The following is a 25,259-nucleotide window of genomic DNA, read 5'->3' on the forward strand; positions in this document are numbered from 1 at the left end:
CAGTTATTTATGTGCTGATCGATACATAAAGGAGAAATCGATGTCATCCAATCCGTTGAGCGGCAAGGTCGCACTCGTCACTGGCGGCAGTCGCGGCATAGGCGCCGCGATTGCGCGCAGGCTTGCGGCCGATGGCGCCAAGGTCGCGATCACCTATGTCAACGGCGGAGAGCAGGCCCGCGCTGTGGTCGAAGAGATCGAAGCTGCTGGTGGACGAGCCATTGCGATCAAGGCCGACAACCGGGATGTTGTTGCCGTCGAAAAGGCGGTCAACGATGCCGCCGGCGCACTCGGGCGGCTCGACATTCTCGTCAACAGCGCCGGTATCTGGCGCACGGCGCCGATCGATGTGCTTTCACTTGCCGACTTTGATGAAACCATGGACGTCAATCTGCGAGCGCCATTCGTCGCCTCCAAGGCCGCGGCCGTGCATATGGGTGAGGGCGGTCGGATCATCTCGATCGGCAGCAATCTGGCCGAGCGGGTCACCGACACCGGCCTCAGCGCCTATTCGACCAGCAAGGCCGCGATCGCCGGGCTGACCAAGGCGCTCGCTCGTGACCTCGGTCCCCGCGGCATCACCGCCAACGTCGTCCATCCCGGTTCGACCGACACCGACATGAATCCGGCTGAGGGGCCGCATGCCGAGCCCCAGCTGCAGAAGATGGCAACGCCGCGCTTTGGCAAGGTTGAAGAAATCGCGGGGATGGTTGCCTGGTTGGCCGGTCCTGAAAGCCGGTTTGTCACCGGTGCGGCACTAACCATCGATGGTGGCGCCAACGCCTGATAGCCCACTCGCTACCGCGCTGCAGATTTTCTGGCCGGAGTGGAGAAAGCCGCTCCGGCCCGTCACGATGTTGTGAAACCGTTCTGCAACAGGGCTTCCAAAATTTATGAAAGCTTAACGAAATCGGTATGAATCGGTATAGTCGCGCCTTACATCCGCCATGCGGTGGGCGGGACCGTCTAACGGTGCAGAACGGGAACCGGTGCTACCGGAGCGGGTGATTAATGAAATTTCTTGGAAACAGATCAACCGTGATGCCGCTCGCCGCGATCGCAGCGACGTTGGCTCTCGGCGCACCGCAGGCAAGCGCGCAAGGGCTGTTTGAGATGCTTTTCGGCGGCGGCATCAGGCATCAGCCGCAGGGCGAATTCCCGCCGCCTCCGCCGATGCACAAGCCGAAGCCCAGGGCTTCCGAAGGCGGCGGCGCGGTCAGGATCAGCAGTCCGACCTACAACACATACAAGGCCGACAAGCTCGTTCGTGTCGACTTCACCGCGCTGACGGCAGCACCGCAGCAGACATCTCTACAGAACGCCGCCTTTGTGCCCTCGGCCACCAGCGCCGCCTTCCGCGACGCGGTTGCCGGACTTGGCGACTATGAACTCTATGCCGAGCCAGATATCGCGAAGGCGCTGATTACCTACTACACGGCCAACCCAGATTTCATCTGGGTGACAGGAACCAGCGCCAACAGCCGCGCGCAGGACGCGGTGCGTGTGCTTGGCGAGGCTGCGAGCTACGGCCTTGCGCCGGCTGACTACACGGTCGAGGTGCCCGCGGCCGCAACATCAGCAGCCGACCCGGCAGCGCAAATGAAGCAGCTCCTTCGCTTCGAAATGGCCCTTTCCGCCCGCGTGTTGCGTTACGCTCACGATGCCCAGAGCGGCCGCGTCGATCCAAATCGCATGACCGCCTATTATGATTTTCCAGCCAAGCCGATCGATATGGAAGGTGTGTTGAAAACGCTGGCGCACACCCAGGAGGTGCGCACCTATCTCGAATCCCGTCATCCGCAGAATGCCGAATATCAAGCCCTGCGCGTCGAACTGGAATCGCTGCAGGCGAGCGCCGAGAACGAGATCGTCGTCGATCCCAAGCTTCTGTTGAAGCCCGGCGAGACAAGCCCCGAACTGCCGAAGCTCCTGACGGTCATCGCGCGCAATCTCGACGACGATATGGGCGGCTCCTATGGCGAGATCCTGTCCAGGCTCGTCAACAGCGAAGTCTATGTTCCCGAGCTGGTTCCGGTCATCGAGGCAGTGCAAAAAAGAGCCGGCATGAAGGGTGACGGTGTCATTGGGCCGCGTACGGTGGCATCGCTCGCCGGAACGTCCAAGGCTGACAGACTTCAGAAGGTGCAAGTCGCGCTCGAAGAACTGCGCTGGCTGCCTTCCGACCTCGGCAGTCCCCGCGTCTTCATCAACCAGCCGGCCTTCACCGCAAGCTATATCGACAATGGCGAGGAGAAGCTGAAGACTCGTGCGGTCATAGGCAGGACCACCAACCAGACGGCGTTCTTCTACGACAAGATCAAGCAGGTTGATTTCCACCCCTACTGGGGCGTGCCGCAGTCGATCATCGTCAATGAGATGCTGCCGCGCCTGCGCAGCGATCCAGGTTATCTCGACAGGTCCGGCTACGAGGTGACCGATACGCGCGGCAAGCGCATCCCTTCATCATCGATCAATTGGGGGGCATATGGCTCGAACATTCCCTACAATGTACGCCAGCAGCCAAGCGAGGCGAACGCGCTGGGTGAACTGAAGATCCTGTTCCCCAACAAGCACGCCATCTACATGCATGACACGCCGCAGAAATCGTTTTTCAAACAGGACATGCGTGCGCTGAGCCATGGCTGCGTTCGCCTGCAGGACCCGCGCGGCATGGCCGCAGCCGTGCTTGACACATCGGTCGATAATATCGCCGAGACGCTGAAGCACGGACATTCGACCGAGAATGTCACGCGCACGATTCCCGTCTACGTTGCCTATTTCACTGCATGGCCGGACATGTCCGGCAAGGTGGAGTATTTCAATGACGTATACGACCGCGACACCAAGTTGATGCAGGCGCTGGACGCGACGGAAGCGGTGCGCTCGCCGGCAAGCTAGGCCTAGCGGCCAAACAGCGGACGCCGAAAGCCGGCATCCCGCCCGGCGATCAGCCAGTAGACCAGCCCAGCAACGAGGCCGGATGCGGCAATGATGCCGATGTCAGGCCAGCGCTCCGGATTGATGTCGGCATCCGGCCAGATCAGAGCGAAGCCACCCGCGGCGGACGCGGCGCCGAAGATCATGTGCAACAGGAAATTGCGCAGTGAGAAAAGTTCGGCAATCAGCGCGAAGAATAGCGTCTGCATGCCGGTGAGTATGATCGTCAGGAAATAGATGAACATGCCGAGCGGCGGCACAACGAGCGCGGCGATGGGCGTGACGCCCATGACATCGAAATATTCCGGCGCGTTCGGCAGAGAACTGAGGACGGCGTAGATCCCAGCAACGGCAAAGAGCCCGACCAGCACGGCGACCAGATAGCCGGCGAGCATCATCAGGATGCGCTTCAAGACGTGCCCCGCCATGCCCACCCTCCCATGTGGTGCAGTGTCGTTCGCAGTCAGCCATCAAAGACGTGTCGGCGCAAGGGCGCGTGCACATGGTGCCGGAAGCGTGCGATTGGTTGGTGTCGGCTGTTCGGCTGCGAATCGGTCAGGCACCGCCGCACAAATGTTCGGAGTCCGGCAAGGCCCATGTACCCTTCGCGGCGAGATCGACGGAATAGTAGATGCGGCCACGTTCATCATCCTTAGGGCAATCCCTTGGGATCGAGATCAGACACATGATGACGGGATCGCCGACCTTCGAACTGGCAAGGCCCGGTTCGCGATCATAGGATACAGCCGTGCCGCCATTGGTGAAGGTCGCGGCGCTGCCGGCTTCGGGGCTGGCGGTTTCCAGAGGATCATCGCCGAGGCGCGTGGTCAGCGTCTTGATGTGGGTGGGCGCGCATTGGCCGATAGAGGAGGGCAGGGGCTGATCGGCCGCACCTGGATTGCGCGCGGCGGTATCGAGCGCCTTCTTGCCGATCAACGCGATATTGTAGTCCTGCACCCACGATGGTGCCTGGCCATATGTCTGCAGGGCATTGTTCTGCGCGCTGACGATGCAGGCGGTGTCGTCCATGCACGCATTCCTGTCGGCAACCAGCGCCCGGGCGATCTTGCGCTTGTCGCCGCCAAAGGAAGGCTCGGAATCCTTGAAGGCCTTGGCGACCAATGCATCGATGGCAGACAGTTGTGGGTCGGCGCATACAGCCTTCTCAGTGGGCAGGCTCGCCTTCCGGCAGTCGAAAGATGGTCCGTCGGCTCTTGCCGAACCAGAGCCGGTGCCGACTAGGACAAGAGCGAGCCAGATTGCGGTGCGGCTGGAAGATGGCATGGTTGCCCTGCGGCGAGAAGTGGACCGGTCACTCACACCTTAGGGAAAAAATGCTCTGTACGGAATTGCCGAAAGGATGACGACGCGCCGCGCTGTCATTTTGGCTCGGCGGTCACCGGATCATAGGTGATTTCGACCTTCGCCTTGTCCGCGGTGTAGTATGTGACGGTATAGGCGCCACTGTCCCAGTCGACCTCTTTCACATAACGAAAGCCATCGCGCTGTTCGACCTTGGCAATGATTTCCGAGAGTTTCTTGGCGTCCGGCGGAGGCAACGGTTTTTCATCGGCTGCAAACGCGGCCCCACCGGCAAGCAGAACTGCGACGCTTGTCGCCAAGGCAAGTTTTTGCATGTGGAATCCCTCAGACTTCGTCGCGTAGAAACTCGCTTCCATGCCGATTGGTTCCACCGGCCGGGAATACGATCCTGCATCTGGCAAGAGTAACGATTGCCGGGCCGCGGAAGATGAGAAGAAATCGGAAAGGCAGATGGTGGGCGATGCAGGGATTGAACCTGCGACCCCACCCGTGTGAAGGGTGTGCTCTCCCGCTGAGCTAATCGCCCGCTCGTTGCCCGAAGGCCAAGCGAGCCGCGATATAAGGGAGGCAGGCTGGCGAAGTCAAGGCGATGTCCGGCATTCTGAAGAGGTATATCGCGCGGCCTCGATGACCCCCCCGCAGTCACCGCACCTTAGCGCCCGGCAGCCGCGTTGATCAGCCTTTCCGCCAGTTCCAGCGTCAGCGCATCAAAATGCGAGATCACCGCCGAGGGCTCGAATTCGCGCACATGGCGATCGGTGTAACCGAAATCCACAGCCACAACCGGAATGCCGGCGGCCTTGGCCGTGTCGATGTCGGTCTGCGAATCGCCGACCATCAGCGCGTGATTCGGATCGCCGCCTGCCCGCGCGATGGTTTGGGTGAGATGGCGCGGATCGGGCTTGCGGAACGCGAACGTGTCCTGGCCGCAGATCGCCGTGAAATGCCTGCTCAGCCCGAGTGCCTCGATCAGCGCCAGTGAGTTGGCCTCGTACTTGTTGGTGCAGATGGCCAGCAGATAGCCGGCGTTCTCGAACCGGGCGATCGCCTCGACGACACCGGGGTAGGGGCGCGATTTGCCGGGAATATTGTCGGTGTAGTGGTCGAGAAACAGCTTCAGCAACCGGTCGTGCTCCTCGACGGCCAGGGACCTCTGTTGCGCGGCATGGGCGCGCTCGATCATGACCCTGCCGCCATGACCAACAAAGCGCCTGAAGCCGGCTTGGTCGACCGCCGCGAGCTCGCTGGCGGCCAAGCTGTGGTTGAGGCTGTCGAGCAGATCGGGCGCTGTATCGATCAGCGTACCGTCGAGGTCGAACACGATGATCGGGCGAGGCATGGCCAGTCCTGTGACAGTTGCGTTACCGGCAGGCGATAGCGGCTGTGGCCCTTTCAGGCAAGAAGGCTCGGCAAGACCAGCCCAAAGGCTTTGACCGGGCGGGCAAAAATGCTAGGAGCCCCGTCAGGCGGTCGCCAAGGGCAATATACGGTATGGATGCGAGACAATTGAAGGTCGAGGCCGCGCGGGCGGCCCTTGCGCATGTGACGGATGGCATGCGGCTCGGCATCGGCACCGGCACCACCGCTGAGGAATTCGTGCGGCTTCTGGCCGAGAAGGTCGCCACGGGCATGACCATCATCGGCATCCCCACTTCGGAGCGCACGGCCGCACTGTGCCGCGAACTTGGTGTGCCTCTGTCGACGCTCGAGGAAACGCCCGAGCTTGACCTGACCATCGACGGCACCGACGAGCTCGATCCTGCCCTGACCCTGATCAAAGGCGGCGGCGGTGCGCTGCTGCGCGAAAAGATCGTTGCAGCCGCTTCGGCCCGCATGATCGTCATTGCCGATCGCTCTAAGATGGTCGAAACGCTTGGGCGCTTCCCCTTGCCCGTCGAAGTCAACAAATTCGGCCTGCGTGCCACCGAGATCGCGATCGGCGCGGCAGCCAAAAGCCTCGGTCTTTCCGGTCCCGTTACATTGAGGATGACGGGGAGCCAGCCATTTGTTACAGACGGCGGCCATTTTATCCTCGATGCATCTTTTGGCCGCATTCCGGATACAAGAGCGCTTTCGAATGCTCTCCACGCCATTCCTGGTGTGGTTGAACACGGTCTTTTCATCGGGCTGGCGTCAGCGGCCATCATCGCCGGCGGCGACGGTATCCAAACCGTCCATGCCGCCCGAAAACCAGGGAGTTCTATCGATCATGATGTTGCATAACCGGGTTCGCCGCTTTTCCGCCATTGTGGCGGCTTCGGCGGTTTTCGCGTTTTCCTCGCCGGCGTTTTCGCAGGATGTCACGGAGTCGCACCTGAAGGCCGCCCGCGCCGCCGTCGAGGCGATTCACGCAACGGACTCGTTCGACAACATCCTGCCGAACGCGGCGGGCGCGCTCGAGTCGCAGCTGATCCAGAAGAACCCGGACCTGCAGGAGCTGATCAGCAAGACCATCGCCGAGAAGGCGATGGCCATGGCGGCGCGGCGCGCCGACCTCGAAAAGGAAGCCGCTCTTGCCTATGCGAAGGTGTTTTCCGAAAAGGAGCTGACGGATATCGCCGCTTTCTACAGCTCCGATGCGGGCAAGAAGCTGCTCGACAACGGCCCGAATGTGACGCGTGAACTGGTGAAGGCCGCCGACATCTGGCAAAATGGCGTTGGCCGTGATCTCGCCCAGCAGGTTGGAGAGACGCTGGCCGCCGCGGCCAAGGCCAAGGCGCCGGCAGCGCCGGCGGCCGATGCAACGGCTCCCGCGGACGGTGCGGCAGCCCCTGCAGATGGCGCTGCACCCGCCGATGGTTCGGCTCCCGCCGACGATTCGCAAAACTGATCCTGAGTTTTCAGGCGGCTAGGCCGCGATCCCATTCAGAAAAGCCCGGCCTCGTCCGGGCTTTTCTTTTGCTGGTTTGCAGCCTACCTGTGACGCGAACTGTTCTCTCTCCAGGAGCTGCATGATGGCCGGTTACGACTACGATCTTTTCGTCATCGGCGGCGGCTCGGGCGGGGTGAGGGCGGCGCGCGTCGCCGCCGCGCTCGGCAAGCGCGTCGGCATCGCCGAGGAATATCGCTATGGCGGCACCTGCGTCATCCGCGGCTGTGTGCCGAAGAAGCTCTACGTCTATGCCTCGCAATTTCCGGAGCATTTTGCCGATGCAGCCGGCTATGGCTGGACAGTGCCGGAAGCCAGTTTCGACTGGCCGACCCTGGTCGCCAACAAGGATCGCGAGATCAGCCGACTGGAGGCCATCTACAAGAAGAATGTGCAGGGCGCCGGCGGCGAGACCTTTCATTCACGCGCCATGATCGTCGACCCGCACGTGGTACATCTCCTGGGCGATGACCGCACCGTCACCGCCGACCAGATCCTGATCGCAACCGGTGGCCGGCCGGCAGCTCATCCAGCGCTGCCTGGCCACGAACATTGCATCTATTCCAACGAGGCTTTCGATCTCAAGCAGCTCCCGAAGGCGATCATGATCGAAGGCGGCGGCTACATTGCCGTGGAGTTCGCCAACATATTCCATGGTCTGGGTGTCGACACCACGCTGGTCTATCGCGGCAAGGAGATCCTCAGCCGTTTCGACATGGATCTGCGGCGCATGCTGCACGATACGATGGAAAAGAAGGGGATAAGGATCCTGACCCACGCAGTGTCCGAGTGGGTCAGGAAACGGCCGGATGGCCGGCTCGACGCACTCGTCACCGGCGGCACGGTGCTGACCGTCGATCAGGTCATGCTCGCCATCGGCCGTATCCCCAACACCGAGAACATGGGCCTGGAAGGCGTCGGCATCGAGATGACCAGCACCGGCGCCATAAAAGTCGACGAGTATTCCCGTACCAATCTCGAGAATGTCTGGGCGATCGGCGACGTCACCAATCGCGTGCAATTGACACCGGTGGCCATCCACGAGGCCATGTGTTTCATCGAGACCGCCTTCAAGGGCAATCCGACCGCACCGGATCACGAGACCATCGCCACGGCTGTCTTCTCACAGCCCGAGATCGGCACGGTCGGCTTGTCGGAGGACGATGCCATCAGGCGCTTTTCCGACATCGAGATCTACCGCGCGACGTTCCGGCCAATGCGGCACACATTGTCCGGTCGCGATGAAAAGATGCTGGTGAAACTGGTGGTCGACGGCGCTTCGAGAAAGGTACTGGGCGCCCATATTCTGGGACCGGATGCCGGCGAAATGGCGCAGCTCCTTGGCATCCCGTTGAAGGCGGGGCTCACCAAGGACGACTTCGACCGCACCATGGCCGTGCATCCGACGGCTGCCGAGGAACTCGTGACCATGTACAAGCCGACCTACCGGGTGAAAGACGGCCAGCGGGTTGATTGACCCCGTGCATCGAGCCAAAGACCGCGGCCGTTTTGGCGACATGCGTGAGGGAAATGATAACGGCGGATATGCCGCTATCGGGACTGCTACAGCAGCGTTCCGCGCAGGATCACCAGCGCCACTGAAAAATAGATCACCAGTCCGGTGACGTCGACCAGAGTGGCGACGAACGGCGCCGATGCGCTGGCTGGATCAAAGCCGATCCGTTTCAGGGCGAACGGCAGCATCGATCCCGACAGCGAGCCGAAGGTAACGATGCCGACAAGGGCCGTGCCAACCGTCGCCGCGACCAGCGGCCAGTGCGGACCGTAGTCGTAAAAGCCCATATACTGCCAGAGCGCTATCCGACAGATACCAACCACGCCAAGCATCGATCCGAGCACAAGCCCCGTCGGCAGTTCGCGCAGCGCCACCCGCCACCAGTCGCCGAGCCCGATCTCACGCAGGGCCAGTGCCCGGATGACGAGCGATGTCGCCTGCGAGCCGGAATTACCGCCCGAGCTCATGATCAGCGGAATGAACAAGGTCAGCACTATGGCCCTTTCCAGCTCGGCTTCGTAGGCTTGCATCGCGTTGGCGGTTAGCATCTCGCTGATGAAGAGCGCGCAGAGCCAGCCGCCACGCTTCTGGATCATGGCGAGAAAACTCATCTTCATGTAGGGCTCGTCCAGAGCTTCCATGCCGCCGAAACGATGCACGTCCTCCGTCGTCTCCTCGATCATGGTATCGATGATGTCGTCGACGGTGACGATGCCGAGGATCTTGCCGCCTTCTACAACGGGGACGGCCAGAAGGTCATATTTGGAGATGAGCTGGGCCACCTTTTCGCTGTCGGCCAGCGGCGAAACTGTCACCGGCGTGCGGTCCGGGGCGACCGTTGTGATCAGATCGTCCGGCTCGCCCGTGATGAGCCGGCGCAGGCCGGTCGAACGCAGCAGGACATGCGTCTCGGGATCGGTAATGTAGATCGCGTAGACGGTCTCGCGCGTCCGTTCCACCTTGCGGATGTAGTCCAGTGTCCGGCCCACGGTCCAGTCTGATGGCACGCTGACGAACTCGGTGGTCATCAGTGAGGCGGCACTGCCTTCAGGATAGCCGAGAATGGCGAGCAGCGTGGCGCGAAGCGGCGGCGCAAGCCCGCTGATCAGTTCGGAACGTGCGGGCTCCTCCATCTCGCGCAGTATGTCGGCGGCACGGTCGACAGACATGGCGGCGAGCAGCTTGCCGGCCTTGGCACGAGGCAGCGCCTCGATGAGTTCAGGCGCTCCGTCCAACTCGGGCTGGTCGAATATGTCGACCGCCCGCTCGAACGGCACTTCGCTGAGGAGCTCGGATGCCGTTTCACGCGATTCCCGGTTGAGAGCCTCGACGACATCGGCGACATGATCGTTCGCAAGGATGCGGGCGATCGCCACGGCATCGTCGTCCGCTACGGTGGAAAATTCATTCATGGCTCACTCCTTGCCGTCCGGCAGGACGTGAACCACTCAGCTCACGTCTAGGCGGACGGCGATTGCGTTCGACTGTGACTGTCGCCAGGCATGGCGCGGGAACCTTTCCGCTCGCGGGTTCTGGGCGAATTCTGCAAGCTGGCGCAACATAGGAGCGCGCCTTGCCGAGTCAATCACAATGACGTCGGAAAGCATTGGCGGACAAGGAAAATCGCTAGACTGTGATTGCTGCCGGCAACGACAGCTAATGCCAGACACCACAATATTCTGGCCGCCCTTGCGTTGCCGTTACTTCTGCTTCATCCGGCGAGGAAATTTGAGCCATCTTTCCTCAACGGGCTTCGGATGCGCGAGGATTGTGGTGAGCTCGACCGGCAGGTTCGGAACCAATGGTCTCTTGGTTGCAATCCCGTCCGCGATGGTGACCACGCTGTGGTAGAACTCGGCGCCTGCAAGCGATCTTGGCGCCACGGCTTCATGCATCACGCTGATCACCGTCACGTCCGGACAGTTGTCCCTGATCGCTTGATGGAACGCGATCTTGCCTTCTGGATCGAGCGCGCCGGTTGCCTCGTCGAGGAACAACAGACCCGGCTGCTGCAGCACAATGCGGGCAACGACCAGCTTCTGCTTCTGACCGCCCGACAGGATCTGATCCCAGATCTTGCCGTCGCGACTTTCATCGGCCATGTGCGAGATGAAGTCGCCAAGACCGGCCTTGTACAATGCCGAAGCGACCTGTGCATCGGAATGGTCGTTTTCGGTGCCTGGCAGGCAGACCAGCTGCTTCAGCGAAACCTGCTGCAGCTTCACTTCCTGGGCGGCGTAAAAGCTTCGGGCGCCGTCCGGGAAGACGATGGTGCCCCGACCATAGGGCCAAAGGCCATTGATCGCCTTGATCAGCGAGGTCTTGCCGCAGCCCGATTCGCCCTTCAGGAAGGTCCACTCGCCGCGACGGAAGCGCAGGTTCGCGGCACTCAGGAACGGTGTCGCGTCCTCGCCCTGATGCGTCAGTTCGAGCTTCTGGATGGTCAGGCCGAAAACCGGGTTCTGACGATCATAGCGGAAATCGGAGCGGCCGGTCTGGCTGTAGAACTCCTGCGGATGCTGGACGTTCTCGATTGCATTGGCCAGTTCGGTGACGCGCTGGCTGTTGGCACGCAGCGTGGCGATGGCTGGCATCACGTGGATGAAGTATGAGCAGCGCTGGATCAGCGCGTTGATCTGTTCGGAACCAGTCAGGTAACCCTTCAGATCGAGGCCGTTGTGAATGAACGGCACAAGCCCGGGGCCGTAGGCAACGATCCGGGCGCCGACGAAATTGTAGACCAGCTCGAAGCCCATATAGATTGTGTTGATGATGTTGAGGCATGACCACGTGGTGTCGATATCGTCGTAGAGCCGATTGTGCATCGACTTCTGGACGACCTCACCTTTCGAGGCCGCGACATGGAAGCTCCGACGCAGAAAGGTCGTCAGCTCGCCACGGTAGCTGCCCTCGGCCTTTTGCATCCTGATGTTCAATCGCTCGAGCATGCCGCCCAGTTTGACAGCGATCCAGGTATTGAATGGCACGTAGAGCGCAACCGCGATCAAGGCCAGAACGGCTGTGCCATAATCGCCCAGGAAATCGAGCCCCTTGACGGCAACAGAGTTCCGCAACAATTCCCCGCCGAGGAAATATAGCGCCGTGGCAACGCCAAAGGCCCCCATGGCCAGGCCGATCGCGCCAGCGGTCATGTCCTTGATCGATTCCTGGACGCGCTGGTCGATGTTGTCAGGCGCCGCCGCCGCGGGCGACCCATGTTGCGCGTGGAAATGGGTGTGATTGCCATCGAGCAGCGCGTCGTTGAAGCGGCCATTCACCCAGCCGCGCCATTTGCGATGCAGGGTGGTCGACACAAGGTTGCGGATCCCCGTAATACCCGCGTCCTTCAGCACAACCAGGAAAACGAGGAGGGCGGCGTTACCAAGCAGCGTCTGGACCGGGGTTACATTCGCCGCGTCGTGGAAAAAGCTGATCGAGTTCATCAACTCCGCCGACGCTCTGGTGAACCAGACATCGGCCTTGCTGGAGAGCGCAGTCAGCGCCGCGATCACCAGTGTCAGCGTCCAGGCTTCCTTCCACCGGTCGGAGAGCCAGTAGGCCCGCATCAGTCCCCAGAAGGTCCGCATCGAGGACACCGGGGTCAAGGGCGACGGCCTCTCGGCATCGCGGGGCATTCCTTCCGTCACTGACTGTCGCGGTGGTCTACCGACCCGAATCACAATCCCGCCCAAACCTTTTTTTACTTTGTTACGAAGGGTAACACCAATTGATCATTTTCTATTAATTTTATCCCGGTGACTGTGAAACGATGCACGCGAGCCGTTGCCGCGCTGCAACAGATCGAGCAGGCGCCCAGCCCGACGGTCGGACTTCAAAGTTCGGTTATTTTTAATTATTTCAACGGCTTGGTGATGGAATCCGCAGGCGTCGTCCGGTTTACCTTAGGGAAGGTGATGACACGGTTTCGTGAACGCTTTTTGCGGACTGTTTGGCGATTCTTCTTGCCGCGAACTGACTGAAATGCATGAAAAATGCAGAGATTGATTGCATTGTTTGGGCCGCCGGCGGCCGGTTCCGGAGCTTACGAATCGGGTCAAATCAGCCCCCGGGCGAAGCGTTTTGGGTGACCGCCATCGCCGCGGCTGTGCGCACGAAGCATCGCGGCGGCAGCCATGGCTTCCGCTCAGTCCACGCGTTCCAACTCGCCTTTTGCCTTGGCAGCGGCGACCTGACGGATGGCATCGGCCAGGGTATCGGCGTCCTGTGCGCCCATGACCGCGTATTTTCCTTCGAGCAGGAAGCAGGGCACACCGGTGATGCCCATGCGTGAAGCCGTGGCGATTTCAGTCCGGACAGAATCGACATCGGCGTCCGTCGGCAGAAGTGTTTCGACCACCGACGCATCCATGCCGGCCTCACGAGCGGCTTCTGTCAGCACACCGTGGTCGCCGAGATTGGCGCCCTCCTCGAAATTCAGCTGGAACAGGCGTCTTACCAACCGGTTCTGCACATCTTCTCCGACAGCCCCGGCCCAGCGGATCAGGCGGTGCGCATCCAGCGTGTTGGGAGCGACCTTGATCGCGTCAAAGGCGAATGAAATGCCTTCGGCTTCGCCCAGCGGTTCGATCCGGGCATGAATCTCGCGGATGCGTTGCGCGCTGCCGAACTTGGCCATCATATATTCGCGACGATCCTGCCCTTGGGGCGGGATCGTGGGATCAAGCTGGAACGGCCGCCAGCGTATGTGAATCTCGACGTCGCCAACCGACGCAATCGCCTTGTCCAGCCGCTTCTGGCCAATGAAACACCAGGGGCAGACGACATCGGACACCACATCGACGGTGATGGAGTTCAGCTCGCTCATTCTTGATCTCCTGTCCGGCAAGAACTCATTTCCTTGGACATTGCCTATCCGAAACCGGATAGATCCCGGTTCGCCAGACCAGGCTCAGTTCGGCTTGCGCCACCAGGTCGGCAATTGATAGCCGTATATGGGCGTCTTTTGCGGGTGTTCCAGATAGTTCCAATACGCAATCCATTGCTGCGTGTTGTATTGCATCGGCACCATGTAATTTCCGGAGATCAACAACCGGTCGAGAACGCGGACGGCAGCGACATAGTCCGGCTTCTCGCGGGCCCTGAGCATCGCTTCGATCGCCGCGTCCACGGCCGGATCGGCAACACCGGCAAGGTTGAACGAACCCTCGGCCCTGGCCGCCGAAGATCCCCAGCGCCCGATCTGCTCGATGCCGGGCGAAAGCGAATTGTTGAACCCGCTCGCACCAACCAGAACCTCGAAATCGAAGCGTTGCTTGCGGGACTGGATCTGGTCGCCGTCGAGACTGCGAATGGTGACGTTGATGCCTATCTTCTCCAGCGTGCGCTGATAAATGCCGGCCAGGCGTTCCTCGTCCTGCGACGAGGTCAGGATCTCAAAGCCGAAAGGCTGCCCCTGGGGATCCAGCATCACGCCGTTCTGAACCCTGTAGCCGACACTCTTCAGCAGATCGAAGGCGGTCTTCAAAATCTTGCGATCCTGGCCGGACCCATCGGTGACCGGCGGGCGGTATGTACCGTCCATGACATCAGGCGGGACGCGGCCGGGGTAGGGCGCCAGCAGCGCCTTTTCCCGCTCGTCCGCGGGATGGCCGAGCGCCGAGAGTTCGGAGTTCTGCCAATAGCTCATCGTGCGCGTGTATTTGCCGCCGAACAGGTTTTTATTTGCCCATTCGAAATCGTAGAGCATGCCGAGCGCGCGTCGAACGACGGGATTGGAGAATTTCTGCAGCCTGGTGTTGAACAAGAACCCGGTGACCACCGGCGGTATGCCGGTATCGAAGGTTTCGGCGATCACCTCACCCTTGTGGAACGCCGGGAAATCGAGATCGCGCTCGCGCTTGACCGGGTCGCTATCGTCATTGACGGCGCAGATGCCCTTCTTGAACGCCTCGAGCTTGGCATTGGCATTGAGAAAATACTCGATGGTGATCTGGTCGTAATTGTCGAAGCCGCGCTTAGACGGGATATCCTTGCCCCAATAGTCGGGGTTGCGCTTGAAGACGATGCGCTGGCCGGGCGACACTTGGGCGATGGTATAGGCCCCGCTGCCGATCAACGGCTTCAGTGTCGTCTTGTCGAACGTATCCTTGTCGAAAGCGTGCTTGGGAATGATCGGCGTCAGCGCGATGATCAGCGGAAACTCGCGATCGGCCTTGTCGTTGAAGGTGAAGCGCACGCTGTGATCGCCGGTCTTTTCCAGCTTGGCGACCCTGGCCATGCGTTCGCTATAGGGTGGGCGACCTTTGTCCGTATAGACCTCGTAGGTGAACAGCACATCCTCGGGAGTAACCGGCTGGCCATCCGACCACTTCGCCTTGGGATCGAGGTGGAATTCGATCGTCTTGCGTTCCGGGTCCATGTCGGCGGTGTCGGCGAGCAGGCCGTAGAGGGCAAACGGCTCGTCGGCGTTGCGCTGCATCAGCGGCTCGAAGACGAGGTTGCCGAAAATCGTATCCATCATGCCGCGTGCCGTGGTGCGCAGGCTTTTCAGGATAAACGGGTTCAGATTGTCAAAGCTGCCGACCACGCAATAGGTGATGTTGCCACCCTTCGGCGCGTCGGGATTGACGTAGTCGAAATGCTGGTAGTCGGGCGGCAGCGCCGGCTCGCCCTGCATCGCGATGCCATGCTTCGGTTCCGAAACGGCCGGCTGGAGTGAGAAGAAGACAAATGATATCGCGGTGATCAGCCCGACAAGAACGCGGCCCATGACCGTCTCCTTAATGGGTCGGCTTGATGATTCGGGGCGTACCCTACCACGATGCGGCGGCAGGCTGCCCGATCGCCCTTTTAAGAATTACAAGTATCGGGCTGGATTCGGCATCGCTTGCAGTGTAACACGCCGACCGAAGTCATTCTGTTGCCTCATTTCGGCAACAGGTAGCTGGACCGCACGGCACCAACAAGCCGGTCCTGGGATCATTTGAGAGGAAATGCACGACATGACGAGCCTGAAGAGCAACGCATACCGCCTTTCGGTCATGGCCGCTGGCGTGGTCGGCTTTCTGGGCGCCGAACTTCCCGCTGCTTCCGCACAGCAGCAGCCACAGATCCCGCAAGGCTGGTTCAAGGCCTGCACCAAGCAGGAAGACGTCGACATCTGCAACGTCCAGAACATCGTCACTGCCGGCAACGGCCAACTCGTCACCGGTGTCAGCCTGATCGAACTGAAGGGCAAGGTGAACCGCAAGGTGTTCCAGGTGACGGTTCCGACCGGCCGCCTGATTCCTCCCGGCATCGGCCTGCAGATCGACACCGGCAAGGCGCAGAAGCTCGACTATGTGATCTGCTTCCCGGATCGGTGCGTGGCGGAAGTGCCGTTGACCGACCCGCTTGTCGCGTCCTTCAAGAAGGGACAGGCGATCACACTGACCTCGATCAATTTCCAGAACCAGGCCAACCCGATCAAGATCGCGCTGCAAGGCTTCAGCGGCGCCTATGACGGCCCGGCGCTGCAGCAGTCGGACATCGAAGACCGGCAGAAGAAGCTCCAGGATTTCGTGGCCAAGAACAACCAGGACTTCGCCAAGAAGCTGAAGGACGAGCAGGACAAGGCGAAGACTGCCAACTGATTAGCCGACAGAGTTCAAGCCAACAAAAAAGCGGGGCCAGTCCCCGCTTTTTTGTTTCCGACCTGATGGCTTAGTGCCTGGATTGGCGTTTCGGCTCGTAGTGTCCGTCCGCCATCTTGTCGAACATTTCGCCGATCTGCGGGTGCCGGACCGGCTCGCCGGACCGATCCTCAAGCAGGTTCTGCTCCGAGACATAGGCGATGTATTCGGTCTCCGAGTTCTCGGCCAGCAGATGGTAGAAGGGCTGATCCTTGCGCGGACGAACATCGGCCGGTATCGCCTCGTACCATTCGTCGGTGTTGGCGAATTCCGGGTCGACGTCGAAAATGATGCCGCGGAATGGAAACAGCCGGTGGCGAACCACCTGTCCGATCGAGAATTTGGCTGTTTTCATCGTACTCACCACTTGAAATCCTTAGCTTTATTTGGCGCAGGTGCCGCATCAATTCAATCCCGAAGTGCCCAGCGCCTGATCAAGCTACGCACCAACCCGCTTCCAGGGTTTCGGGCGGCTGCAAAAATGTCAAATATCATCGGCTGTCGAGTGCGGCAGGCGCTATCGCTTGACCTGTTTCCTCAGGCCACCCGAGAGCGCTGCAAAACCGCTGCCAGTCCGCAGGCCCTCGCGCATGAAGAAGGCGCGAAGCGGTGAGAAGCCGCCGAGCATACCAAGACCGGCGCTGCGCGCAACCTGGGCCGGCAGCATGTCGGAGAGCAGCGACATGTTGAGCAGGTTGACCGCGCTGCTGCGTGCCAGAATATCTGGCCGGCGCTTGAAATCGTAGGTGGCCAAGGCCTTCGCGGCACCTGGGTCAGTTCGATTTTCGCAAGCAATTCCAATTAGATCATCAATATCCCTGATGCCGAGATTAAGGCCTTGCGCACCAATCGGTGGGAAGACGTGGGCGGCTTCGCCGACAAGCGCCACCCGATCCCGGGCAAAGCGCCGGGGCGTAACAGTCGAAAGCGGATAGATCTGCATGCCGGGCTCGACAGATACCCGCCCCAGCACCGACTGCATGCGCTGTTCGACCCGTGTCGACAGGGTGAGGTCATCCAGCGCCGCGAGTTCCCGGGCGGTTTCCGGCCTCACGACCCAGACGAGGCTTGAACGATTGCCGGGCAGGGGAACTTGCGTGAAAGGACCGGTCTCGGTGTGGAACTCGGTCGACGTGAAGCCGTGATCGCCGCGATGTCCGAAATTGAGGACCAGGGCTGCCTGCGGATAGGACCGGGCGGACGTGGAGATGCCTGCAGCCTCGCGGGCCGGCGACATCCGTCCGTCGGCGGCAACCGCCAGCGATGCCGAAGTCTCGCTTGCGTCAGACAGAGTCGCTTGCACGTGTCCGGCGTCGAGATGCCAGGTTTCCACCAATGATTTTCGCCACTCTATCCCGGAATGCGCGGCGACAGCCTCAACGAGCGCAGGATAGAGCGCGCTGTTGGGCAAATTCAGCCCGAACTGCTCCTCGTCGATTTCACTGGCGCGAAACGTGACAACCGGACTGCGGATCAGCCGGGTGGTCGCGTCGACAATGCGCATCACCTTCAGGGGCGCGGCCATCGGCCTTAGCCCATCGAGGACGCCTATTCGCTCGAGCACCTTCAGGGCAGGGTTCATCAGGGCGGTGGTGCGACTGTCCTGGACGCTGGCCTCCGTTCCAACGAGTGTGACCGGAAACCCGGCTGCCGCGAAGCCAAGCGCCGCGATTAACCCTGCTGGCCCTGTACCGGCCACCAATATCCGCCCTGTTTCGTTGTGCTCCAAGATCGGCTTCCGGTTTATCGTTAAAGGCGGTCTGCCTGACCGGCCAAGTTGATGAGCATATAGGTCACATCAAGCGGCTTGATCAACGCGGCGATTCGGCCCATTCGATTGCCATGAGCAGCCACCCAGACGATTTCAGCCACCTCGACCGAGCCGGCCGCGCCATGGCAAACGTCGCGCGCAATCCGCAAATCACTGCGAACGTCACCATTGGGGCGGGCATTGCGCTGGCCTGGTTGCTGCTCGGCGCGATGGCGATTCGCGGTGCGGAGAGCAGGCTGCCGGGCGTCGATGCTCCTGGAGATGCTGTGCTCAGACACCTTCCGCGCTTGCCGCTGCCGGACGTTCTCGAACGGTTCTTTGGCCTCTGCCTTGCGCCATTGCCGGTTGGCGCGAATGCCGGTCAACAAACAGTCGCGCTGGTCTTGATGTGGTTCCTGATGGCGATAGCCACGATGCTGCCGTCGGCCGCACCGATGATCCGCACCTATTGCGAGATCGCCGACACGGCCCGCATCAAGGGTGAGCCGGTCGTCCATCCGCTGGTGCTGGTCGCGGGGTATCTGAGCGTCTGGTTTGTGGCTTCCGTGGCGTTCGCGGCCTTGACGCTCGCGGTCCATGCATTCGCCTCAACCGCGCAGATTCTCGATCCGGCGGTGGGCATTGCCGGCTCCCTGGCATTGCTGATTGCCGGCCTCTACCAGTTCAGCGGCCTCAAGGAAGCCTGCCTCAACAAGTGCAAAAACCCGTTCTCGATCCTGTTCTCCAACTGGAGCGCAAGACCTCTCCGCATTTTCCGTCTTGGCATGGTGCAAGGCGTATGGTGTCTCGGCTGTTGCTGGGCGCTGATGCTGGTGATGTTCGCGGTTGGGGTGATGAACATATTCTGGATGGCTGTCATCGGGCTGTTCACCTTGATCGAAAAACAAACCGCAAGCAGGCTTCCAACGCGATTGGCCGGTGCGATACTGCTTGTCTGGGCAGCCGCGCTGCTAGTAGTCTCGGCTTGATTAGGGGGGATTCAATGACAGACCAGAGCTGGGCAATGAAAGGAGAGCTCGTACTCTCCTGCAATTGCACGGTTTTTTGTCCTTGCGTGCTGTCGCTTGGCAGCCATCCCCCGACGGAAGGCTATTGCCAGACCTGGGCGGGTTTCCGCATCGATGCCGGCCATTTCGGTGAGGTCGACCTCTCCGGCCTCAATCTTGGGCTTGTCATGGAAATCCCCGGCTATATGAGCCGTGGCAACTGGACGGCTGGCCTGTTCATCGACGAGCGTGCCTCGATATATGCCGTGAAAGCGCTGACCAAGATCTTTACCGGCAAGGCCGGTGGAACCACGTCGCTGCTCTCCATCCTGGTTGGAAAATTCCTTGGCGTCGAACAGGTGCCGATCACCTATGAGACGCGTGACAAGACGCGTATATTCCAGATACCGAAGATCATCGACGGAGCGGTAACGCCGATCCCCGGCAAGGACCGCGACAAGGATACCGTCATCAGCAATTCGGAATACTGGATTGCGCCGGAAATCATCGTCGCGCGATCCGACAAGAGCAAGATGCGGGCTTTCGGCCGCAACTGGAATCTTGCCGGCCGTTCGGCCGAAATCTGCAAATTGGACTGGCGGGGCCCGTGACCAAGAAAACGACGGCCAAGAAAATCGCCGACCGTATCCCGAGGCCGAAGAAGAAGGTGACATGGCCGCAAGCGCGGGCGTTTTCGGTCCATCTCCTCACGGCGTCCGGTTCCTTCCTGGCATTCCTGTCGCTTGTGGCGGCCAGCGAACAACGCTGGACGGCCATGTTCTGGTGGCTGGGGTTGGCGCTGTTCGTCGACGGCATCGACGGGCCGATCGCCAGAAAGCTCGAGGTCAAGGAAATCCTGCCGACATGGTCGGGTGAGCTCCTCGACAACATCATCGACTACGTGACCTATGTCCTCATTCCAGCTTTCGCGCTCTACCAGCGCGGTTTCATGGGCGAGGGGCTGTCGTTCCTGTCGGCGGCGATCATCGTCGTTTCGAGCGCGATCTACTACGCCGACACCGGCATGAAGACGAAGGAGAATTTCTTCAAGGGATTTCCGGTGGTCTGGAACATGGTGGTTTTCACGCTTTTCGTCATCGACCCGGGCCAATGGGTGTCATTCGGCGTGGTGGTGGCGGCCGGCATCCTGACTTTCCTGCCGATCAACTTCATCCATCCGGTGCGCGTGGTGCGGCTGCGGCGGATAAACCTTTCCATGACGCTGCTGTGGTGCGCGTTCGGCGCGCTCGCGCTCGCGCAGGCCGCTCTTGCCGCCTTCTATGACCAGATCGGCGTGCTGGGCGAGCAAGTCAGCGATTTCACCAAGATCGGCATCACGGTCACCGGGCTTTACCTTGCCTGCATTGGCGGCGCCATGCAGTTCTTTCCAAATCTCGGCGCCAAGAAAACCTGATCCGAAGAGAGCCTTTCAATGTCCAAAGCGATCCGCATCCACGCCAATGGCGGCCCGGAGGTTCTCAACTATGAGGATGTCAAACCGGGCCATCCAGGCCTGGGTCAGATCCTGGTCCGGCATACCGCGATCGGCCTCAACTTCATCGACGTCTATTATCGTTCCGGGCTCTATCCGCCGCCAGGTGGGTTCCCGCTCATTCCGGGCAGCGAAGCCGCCGGCATTGTGCTGGAGGTGGGCCAGGGCGTTGACTGGCTGAAGCCGGGTGACCGCATTGCCTATGCCATGACGATTGGCGCCTATGCCGAGCAACGCCTGGTCGACGCCAGCCATGTCGTGAAAGTGCCCGATGGCATCAGTGACGAACAGGCAGCAGCGATGATGCTCAAAGGCATGACGGCGGAATATCTGCTGCGTCGTACATTCAAGGTGAAGGCCGGGGACACGATCCTGTACCACGCCGCTGCCGGCGGGGTCGGGCTGATCCTGGGGCAATGGGCAAAACATCTCGGCGCGACCGTCATCGGCACCGCCAGTTCGACCGACAAGATCGAACTGGCCAAGGCGCACGGTTTCGATCATGTCATCAACTACAAGGAGCAGGATTTCGTCGCCGGCGTCGCCGCAATTACCGGCGGAAAGAAGTGCGACGTCGTCTATGATTCAGTCGGCAACGACACATTCCCGGCCTCGCTCGACTGCCTCAAGCCGCTCGGCATGTTCGTCAGCTTCGGCCAGTCCTCGGGACCCATCCCGCCGTTCAGCATGTTATTGCTGGCGCAGAAGGGCTCCTTGTTCGCCACAAGGCCGACGCTGTTCGTCTACAACGCCAAGCGTGAAGCTCTCGACGCATCCGCCGCCGCGCTGTTCGACGTCGTGCTCAGCGGTGCGGTCAAGATCAAGATCAACCAGCGCTATGCGCTCAGGGACGCCGGCAAGGCGCATTCCGATCTTGAAGGGCGCCGAACGACGGGAACAACCATTCTTATCCCCTAGGGAGCGCGTCATGGTTCCTTTGCTGCGGCAAGCGTTCGTTGGTTGAAAAGCCACGCGAATTGGCGTTTTATCCGGGTCACATTACCCCTTGAGTTTCTTGAAGCTCTTTCAAGGCGCGTGCCGCTTTCCGACAAGAGCAGGCCGCGCATACCATGCTTGCGGGAACACAGAACATATCTGGCAAACCAGATGGGAGGCACTGTGAGTGCAGATCATGATGGCGCGAACCTGCTTGAGGTTCGTGGCCTTACCAAGATATTCGGCACGCTGACGGCGTGCGACCATATCGATCTCAACATCGCAAAAGGTGAAATCCACGCACTGCTCGGCGAGAACGGCGCGGGCAAGTCGACGCTTGTCAAAATGCTGTTCGGATCGCTGGAGCCCAATTCCGGCGAGATTTTCTGGAACGGCCAAGCGGTCAGGATCACCAACCCCGGCGTGGCGAAAAAGCTGGGTATCGGCATGGTGTTCCAGCATTTCTCGCTGTTCGAAGCGCTGACCGCGGCCGAGAATATCGCGCTGTCGCTGGACGACGGCTCGCCGATCAGCAGCATCGCGGCGAAGGCGAGGGCGCTTTCCTTCAGTTATGGCCTGCCGCTCGATCCGGAATCGCTGGTCGGCGACCTGTCGGTCGGCGAGCGTCAGCGCATCGAGATCATCCGCTGCCTGCTCCAGACACCGCAGCTGATCATCCTGGACGAACCGACCTCGGTGCTGACCCCGCAGGAAGCCGACAAGCTGTTCGAGACGCTGGAGCGACTGCGGGCGGAAGGCAAATCCATCCTCTACATCTCGCACCGGCTGGAAGAGGTGAAGCGCATCTGCGACCGGGCCACGGTGTTGCGCCACGGCAAGGTGGTCGGTCACTGCAACCCGCGTGAGGAGACCGCATCGTCACTGGCCCGCATGATGGTCGGCAACGAGGTGAAGGCCGTGGTGCGCGCGCCGGTAGAGGGGATCGAAACCGCACAGCCGCTGCTCGAAATCCGCTCGCTCAGCCGCAAGCCGGCGACGCCATTCTCCATCCCGCTCACCAACATCAACCTGAACGTCCGCGCCGGCGAGGTGATCGGCATTGCAGGTGTCGCCGGCAATGGCCAGGGCGAATTTTTTGAATCCGTTTCCGGCGAAGTCTTGCAGCAGGATGCCGCTTCGGTGCGCATCCGCGGCAAGGACGCGGGGGGACTCACCATCACCGGACGCCGGTTGCTGGGTGCCGCCTTCGTGCCCGAAGAGCGTCTCGGCCATGGTGCCGCGCCGCGCATGAAGCTCTCGGAGAACCTGCTGTTGTCGCGCCACGCCACCGACGGCAAGGCTTTTGTCGGCACAGGCGGCATGGTCAAGAGTGGCGCCATCTACGCCGCCTCTCAACGCATCATTGAAGCGATGGATGTGCGAAAGAGCGCACCGGACCCCGAAGCGGCCGCACTTTCGGGTGGCAATCTGCAGAAATTCATCGTCGGTCGCGAGCTTGATCGCCGGCCAAGCGTCATGGTGGTCAACCAGCCGACCTGGGGCGTCGATGCCGGGGCGGCCGCCCATATCCGCCAGGCGCTCATCGAGTTGTCTCGCAGCGGATCGGCGGTGCTGGTCATCAGCCAGGATCTCGACGAGCTGTTCGAGATATCCGACGCGATTGCGGTCATGCACAATGGCGAGTTGTCCAGGCCGATGCCAATCGCCGAAGCGACCTTCGAGAAGGTTGGCCTGCTGATGGGCGGCGCTGAACCCGGCCACGCCGAACATACGATGGAGACCGCATGATGCGCCTCGAACTCGTCAAACGCCCGCAACGCTCCGTGCTGTTCTCGGCGCTGTCGCCTTTCATCGCTTTCGCGCTGACGATCATCGCCGGCGCCATCATGTTCGCGCTGCTCGGCGTCAATCCGTTGACCGCCTTCCACATCTATTTCATCGAGCCGATCAGCCAGGTCTGGCAGCTGCATGAACTGGCGATCAAGGCAGCGCCGCTCATCCTGATCGCTGTCGGCCTGTCGGTCTGCTACAAGGCCAACATCTGGAACATCGGCGCCGAAGGCCAGTTCATCTTCGGCGCCATCGTCGGCTCGGCCATTCCGGTGCTGTTTCCGCAGTTCGAGGGCCCGCTGGTGCTGCCGCTGATGCTTCTGTTCGGCATGGTCGGCGGTGCCGCCTACGCGTCGATCCCGGCCTTTCTGAAAACGCGCTTCGGCACCAACGAGATCCTGACCAGCCTGATGCTGGTCTATGTCGCGCAGCTCTTTCTCGACTGGCTGGTGCGTGGCCCATGGCGCGACCCGCAAGGCCATGGCTTTCCGCAGACGATCCAGTTCAGCGACTCGGCCACATTGCCGCAGCTGATGCCCGACGCTGGCCGGGCGAACTGGGGGTTCGTCTTCGCGCTGGTCGCCGCCGTGCTGGTCTGGATCCTGATGAGCCGCATGTTGAAGGGTTTCGAGGTGCGCGTTCTCGGCTCAAGCCCACGGGCAGGGCGCTTCGCCGGCTTCGGCCTCAACCGCATGGTGTTCTTCGCCTTTCTGCTGTCGGGTGCGCTGGCCGGGCTTGCCGGCATCTCGGAGGTCTCCGGCGCCATCGGCCAATTGCAGCCCGTGATCTCGCCCGGTTATGGCTTCACCGCCATCATCGTGGCGTTCCTCGGCCGGCTCAATCCCCTCGGCATCATCGCGGCCGGCCTGGTGCTGGCGCTGACCTATCTCGGTGGCGAAGCGGTGCAAAGCGCGCTCGGCATCTCCGACAAGGTGGCGCGCGTGTTCCAGGGCATGCTGCTGTTCTTCGTGCTCGGCTGCGACACGCTCATTCACTACCGCATTCGCCTGATCGGCATGGCGCTGACCAAACCGCAGGGCGCGGCGAAGCTCGAAGCCGCGCCAAAGTTGAAGGAAGCACGCTGATGGATATCGCCGTAAACATCCTCTTGACCATCGCCACGGCGGCGACGCCGCTGCTGATCGCGGCGATCGGCGAACTGGTGGTCGAACGCTCCGGCGTGCTCAATCTCGGTGTCGAGGGCATGATGATCATGGGCGCGGTCGGCGGCTTCGGCGCCGGCTACCTGACCGGGTCGCCCTGGCTCGGCCTGCTGGCCGCAATTGCCATGGGCGCTCTGTTCTCGCTGCTATTTGCCGTCATGACATTGTCGCTGGCCACCAACCAGGTGGCGACCGGCCTGTCGCTGACGCTGCTCGGTCTTGGCCTCTCCGGCATGATGGGGACGAGTTTCGTCGGCCAGCCGGGCCAGAGACTTCCCAATCTCTATATTCCGGGCCTGACCGAGATTCCGGTGGTCGGCAAGCTGCTGTTCGGCCAGGACCCGATCTTCTACATCTCGATCGCGCTGACCGCCGCCGTCATGTGGTTCCTGTTCAAGACGCGTACCGGGCTGACACTGCGCTCAATCGGCGACAGCCACACCTCCGCCCATGCGCTTGGCATCCATGTCATCCGCTATCGCTATCTCGCGGTGATCTTCGGTGGCGCCTGTGCCGGTCTCGCGGGCGGACATCTGTCGCTGGTCTACACGCCGCAATGGGTGGAGAACATGACGGCTGGGCGCGGCTGGATCGCGCTGGCGCTGGTCGTGTTCGCCTCGTGGCGGCCGTGGCGGGTGCTGGCCGGCGCCTACATCTTTGGCGCGGTGTGGATCGGCCAGCTTCATGCACAGGCTTTTGGCATTCCGGTGCCTTCACAACTGCTTTCTTCACTGCCCTATCTGGCAACCGTCGTCGTTCTTGTTCTAATCTCGCGCAACAAGCGTCTTACGATGATGAACACGCCGGCTTCCTTGGGGCAGCCATTCGTTCCGGATCGTTGACA

The 25,259-nt window shown here is 61.2% G+C and carries 23 protein-coding genes and 1 tRNA gene; 13 read left to right on the forward strand and 11 right to left on the reverse strand.

Annotated elements, in window-relative coordinates; all coding sequences use genetic code 11:
• Nucleotides 1-40 precede the first annotated feature (40 nt).
• Both ABVQ20_RS07370 and ABVQ20_RS07375 read left to right on the forward strand, forming a co-directional pair.
• Nucleotides 41-787: a 3-oxoacyl-ACP reductase family protein gene (locus ABVQ20_RS07370; protein WP_354458883.1), complete on the forward strand. Its 747-nt coding sequence runs from the start codon at nt 41-43 to the stop codon at nt 785-787.
• Nucleotides 788-1,011: 224 nt separating this feature from the next.
• Entirely contained in the window at nt 1,012-2,898 is a 1,887-nt protein-coding gene (locus ABVQ20_RS07375; protein ID WP_354458884.1) for a L,D-transpeptidase family protein, read from the forward strand.
• 2 nt (nt 2,899-2,900) lie between these two features.
• Here ABVQ20_RS07375 and ABVQ20_RS07380 read toward each other — a convergent pair whose 3' ends face one another.
• The 5 genes from ABVQ20_RS07380 to ABVQ20_RS07400 all read right to left on the reverse strand — a co-directional run bounded on the left by ABVQ20_RS07380 (nt 2,901) and on the right by ABVQ20_RS07400 (nt 5,599).
• A complete protein-coding gene (locus ABVQ20_RS07380; RefSeq protein ID WP_435528327.1) occupies nt 2,901-3,365 on the reverse strand; it encodes a hypothetical protein in 465 nt (154 codons plus the stop codon).
• A gap of 127 nt (nt 3,366-3,492) precedes the next feature.
• On the reverse strand, nt 3,493-4,221 hold the full coding sequence (locus ABVQ20_RS07385) for a lysozyme inhibitor LprI family protein (RefSeq protein WP_354458886.1): 729 nt from the start codon (nt 4,219-4,221) through the stop codon (nt 3,493-3,495).
• A gap of 95 nt (nt 4,222-4,316) precedes the next feature.
• Nucleotides 4,317-4,616, reverse strand: a complete 300-nt coding sequence (locus tag ABVQ20_RS07390) for a PepSY domain-containing protein (protein WP_354458887.1) — start codon at nt 4,614-4,616, stop codon at nt 4,317-4,319.
• Nucleotides 4,617-4,711: 95 nt separating this feature from the next.
• A tRNA-Val gene (locus ABVQ20_RS07395) sits at nt 4,712-4,786 on the reverse strand.
• 126 nt (nt 4,787-4,912) lie between these two features.
• Nucleotides 4,913-5,599, reverse strand: a complete 687-nt coding sequence (locus tag ABVQ20_RS07400) for a phosphoglycolate phosphatase (protein ID WP_354458888.1) — start codon at nt 5,597-5,599, stop codon at nt 4,913-4,915.
• Nucleotides 5,600-5,751: 152 nt separating this feature from the next.
• Between ABVQ20_RS07400 and rpiA the strand changes: the two genes are divergently transcribed.
• From rpiA to gor, 3 genes are all read left to right on the forward strand, one after another.
• Nucleotides 5,752-6,483 (forward strand): ribose-5-phosphate isomerase RpiA, encoded by a 732-nt coding sequence (gene rpiA, locus ABVQ20_RS07405; protein ID WP_354458889.1) that lies wholly within the window; start codon nt 5,752-5,754, stop codon nt 6,481-6,483.
• Complete coding sequence (locus tag ABVQ20_RS07410; RefSeq protein ID WP_354458890.1) at nt 6,470-7,090, forward strand: DUF2059 domain-containing protein; 621 nt, start codon at nt 6,470-6,472, stop codon at nt 7,088-7,090. The genes rpiA and ABVQ20_RS07410 overlap by 14 nt, the downstream gene beginning before the upstream one ends.
• A gap of 124 nt (nt 7,091-7,214) precedes the next feature.
• Nucleotides 7,215-8,606 (forward strand): glutathione-disulfide reductase, encoded by a 1,392-nt coding sequence (gene gor / locus ABVQ20_RS07415; protein WP_354458891.1) that lies wholly within the window; start codon nt 7,215-7,217, stop codon nt 8,604-8,606.
• A gap of 86 nt (nt 8,607-8,692) precedes the next feature.
• On the opposite strand, the gene mgtE is transcribed toward gor, so the two are convergent.
• The 4 genes from mgtE to ABVQ20_RS07435 form a co-directional block, all read right to left on the reverse strand.
• On the reverse strand, nt 8,693-10,057 hold the full coding sequence (gene mgtE / locus ABVQ20_RS07420; RefSeq protein WP_354458892.1) for a magnesium transporter: 1,365 nt from the start codon (nt 10,055-10,057) through the stop codon (nt 8,693-8,695).
• Nucleotides 10,058-10,345: 288 nt separating this feature from the next.
• The gene (locus ABVQ20_RS07425) at nt 10,346-12,232 is read right to left on the reverse strand and encodes an ABC transporter ATP-binding protein/permease (protein ID WP_354458893.1); all 1,887 of its coding nucleotides are present in this window, start codon (nt 12,230-12,232) and stop codon (nt 10,346-10,348) included.
• A 557-nt stretch (nt 12,233-12,789) separates the two neighbouring features.
• Nucleotides 12,790-13,470, reverse strand: a complete 681-nt coding sequence (locus tag ABVQ20_RS07430; RefSeq protein WP_354458894.1) for a DsbA family oxidoreductase — start codon at nt 13,468-13,470, stop codon at nt 12,790-12,792.
• A gap of 84 nt (nt 13,471-13,554) precedes the next feature.
• A complete protein-coding gene (locus tag ABVQ20_RS07435) occupies nt 13,555-15,375 on the reverse strand; it encodes an extracellular solute-binding protein (RefSeq protein ID WP_354458895.1) in 1,821 nt (606 codons plus the stop codon).
• Between the two features lie 232 nt (nt 15,376-15,607).
• Here ABVQ20_RS07435 and ABVQ20_RS07440 point away from each other — a divergent pair, with 232 nt between their 5' ends.
• The gene (locus ABVQ20_RS07440) at nt 15,608-16,237 is read left to right on the forward strand and encodes an invasion associated locus B family protein (protein ID WP_354458896.1); all 630 of its coding nucleotides are present in this window, start codon (nt 15,608-15,610) and stop codon (nt 16,235-16,237) included.
• A 70-nt stretch (nt 16,238-16,307) separates the two neighbouring features.
• On the opposite strand, the gene hspQ is transcribed toward ABVQ20_RS07440, so the two are convergent.
• Nucleotides 16,308-16,631, reverse strand: a complete 324-nt coding sequence (gene hspQ / locus ABVQ20_RS07445; protein ID WP_354458897.1) for a heat shock protein HspQ — start codon at nt 16,629-16,631, stop codon at nt 16,308-16,310.
• A 162-nt stretch (nt 16,632-16,793) separates the two neighbouring features.
• A complete protein-coding gene (locus ABVQ20_RS07450) occupies nt 16,794-18,005 on the reverse strand; it encodes a UbiH/UbiF family hydroxylase (protein WP_354458898.1) in 1,212 nt (403 codons plus the stop codon).
• A gap of 113 nt (nt 18,006-18,118) precedes the next feature.
• Here ABVQ20_RS07450 and ABVQ20_RS07455 point away from each other — a divergent pair, with 113 nt between their 5' ends.
• The 7 genes from ABVQ20_RS07455 (at nt 18,119) to ABVQ20_RS07485 (ending at nt 25,257) form a co-directional block, all read left to right on the forward strand.
• Nucleotides 18,119-19,015: a DUF2182 domain-containing protein gene (locus ABVQ20_RS07455; RefSeq protein WP_354458899.1), complete on the forward strand. Its 897-nt coding sequence runs from the start codon at nt 18,119-18,121 to the stop codon at nt 19,013-19,015.
• Between the two features lie 14 nt (nt 19,016-19,029).
• Nucleotides 19,030-19,644: a DUF1326 domain-containing protein gene (locus ABVQ20_RS07460; protein WP_354458900.1), complete on the forward strand. Its 615-nt coding sequence runs from the start codon at nt 19,030-19,032 to the stop codon at nt 19,642-19,644.
• Nucleotides 19,641-20,447: a phosphatidylcholine synthase gene (pcsA, locus tag ABVQ20_RS07465; RefSeq protein WP_354458901.1), complete on the forward strand. Its 807-nt coding sequence runs from the start codon at nt 19,641-19,643 to the stop codon at nt 20,445-20,447. The genes ABVQ20_RS07460 and pcsA overlap by 4 nt, the downstream gene beginning before the upstream one ends.
• An 18-nt stretch (nt 20,448-20,465) precedes the next feature.
• Nucleotides 20,466-21,443: a quinone oxidoreductase family protein gene (locus ABVQ20_RS07470; RefSeq protein WP_354458902.1), complete on the forward strand. Its 978-nt coding sequence runs from the start codon at nt 20,466-20,468 to the stop codon at nt 21,441-21,443.
• Nucleotides 21,444-21,632: 189 nt separating this feature from the next.
• Entirely contained in the window at nt 21,633-23,210 is a 1,578-nt protein-coding gene (locus tag ABVQ20_RS07475) for an ABC transporter ATP-binding protein (RefSeq protein WP_354458903.1), read from the forward strand.
• Nucleotides 23,207-24,337: an ABC transporter permease gene (locus tag ABVQ20_RS07480; RefSeq protein WP_354458904.1), complete on the forward strand. Its 1,131-nt coding sequence runs from the start codon at nt 23,207-23,209 to the stop codon at nt 24,335-24,337. Before ABVQ20_RS07475 ends, ABVQ20_RS07480 begins: the two co-directional genes overlap by 4 nt.
• Nucleotides 24,337-25,257: an ABC transporter permease gene (locus ABVQ20_RS07485; protein ID WP_354458905.1), complete on the forward strand. Its 921-nt coding sequence runs from the start codon at nt 24,337-24,339 to the stop codon at nt 25,255-25,257. Before ABVQ20_RS07480 ends, ABVQ20_RS07485 begins: the two co-directional genes overlap by 1 nt.
• The last annotated feature ends 2 nt before the right edge of the window (nt 25,258-25,259 follow it).

The sequence above is a fragment of the Mesorhizobium shangrilense genome (assembly GCF_040537815.1).
GTDB lineage: Bacteria > Pseudomonadota > Alphaproteobacteria > Rhizobiales > Rhizobiaceae > Mesorhizobium > Mesorhizobium shangrilense.

What these genes read in the sequence shown, in the direction of transcription:
- ABVQ20_RS07385 (WP_354458886.1), bottom strand. Translation starts at nt 4,221, where the DNA reads ATGCCATCTTCCAGCCGCACCGCAATCTGGCTCGCTCTTGTCCTAGTC.
- ABVQ20_RS07435 (WP_354458895.1), bottom strand. Translation starts at nt 15,375, where the DNA reads ATGGGCCGCGTTCTTGTCGGGCTGATCACCGCGATATCATTTGTCTTC.
- ABVQ20_RS07390 (WP_354458887.1), bottom strand. Translation starts at nt 4,616, where the DNA reads ATGGAAGCGAGTTTCTACGCGACGAAGTCTGAGGGATTCCACATGCAA.
- ABVQ20_RS07455 (WP_354458899.1), top strand. Translation starts at nt 18,119, where the DNA reads ATGAGCAGCCACCCAGACGATTTCAGCCACCTCGACCGAGCCGGCCGC.
- ABVQ20_RS07400 (WP_354458888.1), bottom strand. Translation starts at nt 5,599, where the DNA reads ATGCCTCGCCCGATCATCGTGTTCGACCTCGACGGTACGCTGATCGAT.
- ABVQ20_RS07370 (WP_354458883.1), top strand. Translation starts at nt 41, where the DNA reads ATGTCATCCAATCCGTTGAGCGGCAAGGTCGCACTCGTCACTGGCGGC.
- ABVQ20_RS07470 (WP_354458902.1), top strand. Translation starts at nt 20,466, where the DNA reads ATGTCCAAAGCGATCCGCATCCACGCCAATGGCGGCCCGGAGGTTCTC.
- ABVQ20_RS07425 (WP_354458893.1), bottom strand. Translation starts at nt 12,232, where the DNA reads ATGCGGACCTTCTGGGGACTGATGCGGGCCTACTGGCTCTCCGACCGG.
- ABVQ20_RS07460 (WP_354458900.1), top strand. Translation starts at nt 19,030, where the DNA reads ATGACAGACCAGAGCTGGGCAATGAAAGGAGAGCTCGTACTCTCCTGC.
- ABVQ20_RS07410 (WP_354458890.1), top strand. Translation starts at nt 6,470, where the DNA reads ATGATGTTGCATAACCGGGTTCGCCGCTTTTCCGCCATTGTGGCGGCT.
- ABVQ20_RS07440 (WP_354458896.1), top strand. Translation starts at nt 15,608, where the DNA reads ATGACGAGCCTGAAGAGCAACGCATACCGCCTTTCGGTCATGGCCGCT.
- gor (WP_354458891.1), top strand. Translation starts at nt 7,215, where the DNA reads ATGGCCGGTTACGACTACGATCTTTTCGTCATCGGCGGCGGCTCGGGC.
- ABVQ20_RS07430 (WP_354458894.1), bottom strand. Translation starts at nt 13,470, where the DNA reads ATGAGCGAGCTGAACTCCATCACCGTCGATGTGGTGTCCGATGTCGTC.
- hspQ (WP_354458897.1), bottom strand. Translation starts at nt 16,631, where the DNA reads ATGAAAACAGCCAAATTCTCGATCGGACAGGTGGTTCGCCACCGGCTG.
- ABVQ20_RS07485 (WP_354458905.1), top strand. Translation starts at nt 24,337, where the DNA reads ATGGATATCGCCGTAAACATCCTCTTGACCATCGCCACGGCGGCGACG.
- ABVQ20_RS07380 (WP_435528327.1), bottom strand. Translation starts at nt 3,365, where the DNA reads ATGGCGGGGCACGTCTTGAAGCGCATCCTGATGATGCTCGCCGGCTAT.
- ABVQ20_RS07375 (WP_354458884.1), top strand. Translation starts at nt 1,012, where the DNA reads ATGAAATTTCTTGGAAACAGATCAACCGTGATGCCGCTCGCCGCGATC.
- mgtE (WP_354458892.1), bottom strand. Translation starts at nt 10,057, where the DNA reads ATGAATGAATTTTCCACCGTAGCGGACGACGATGCCGTGGCGATCGCC.
- ABVQ20_RS07480 (WP_354458904.1), top strand. Translation starts at nt 23,207, where the DNA reads ATGATGCGCCTCGAACTCGTCAAACGCCCGCAACGCTCCGTGCTGTTC.
- rpiA (WP_354458889.1), top strand. Translation starts at nt 5,752, where the DNA reads ATGGATGCGAGACAATTGAAGGTCGAGGCCGCGCGGGCGGCCCTTGCG.
- ABVQ20_RS07475 (WP_354458903.1), top strand. Translation starts at nt 21,633, where the DNA reads ATGGGAGGCACTGTGAGTGCAGATCATGATGGCGCGAACCTGCTTGAG.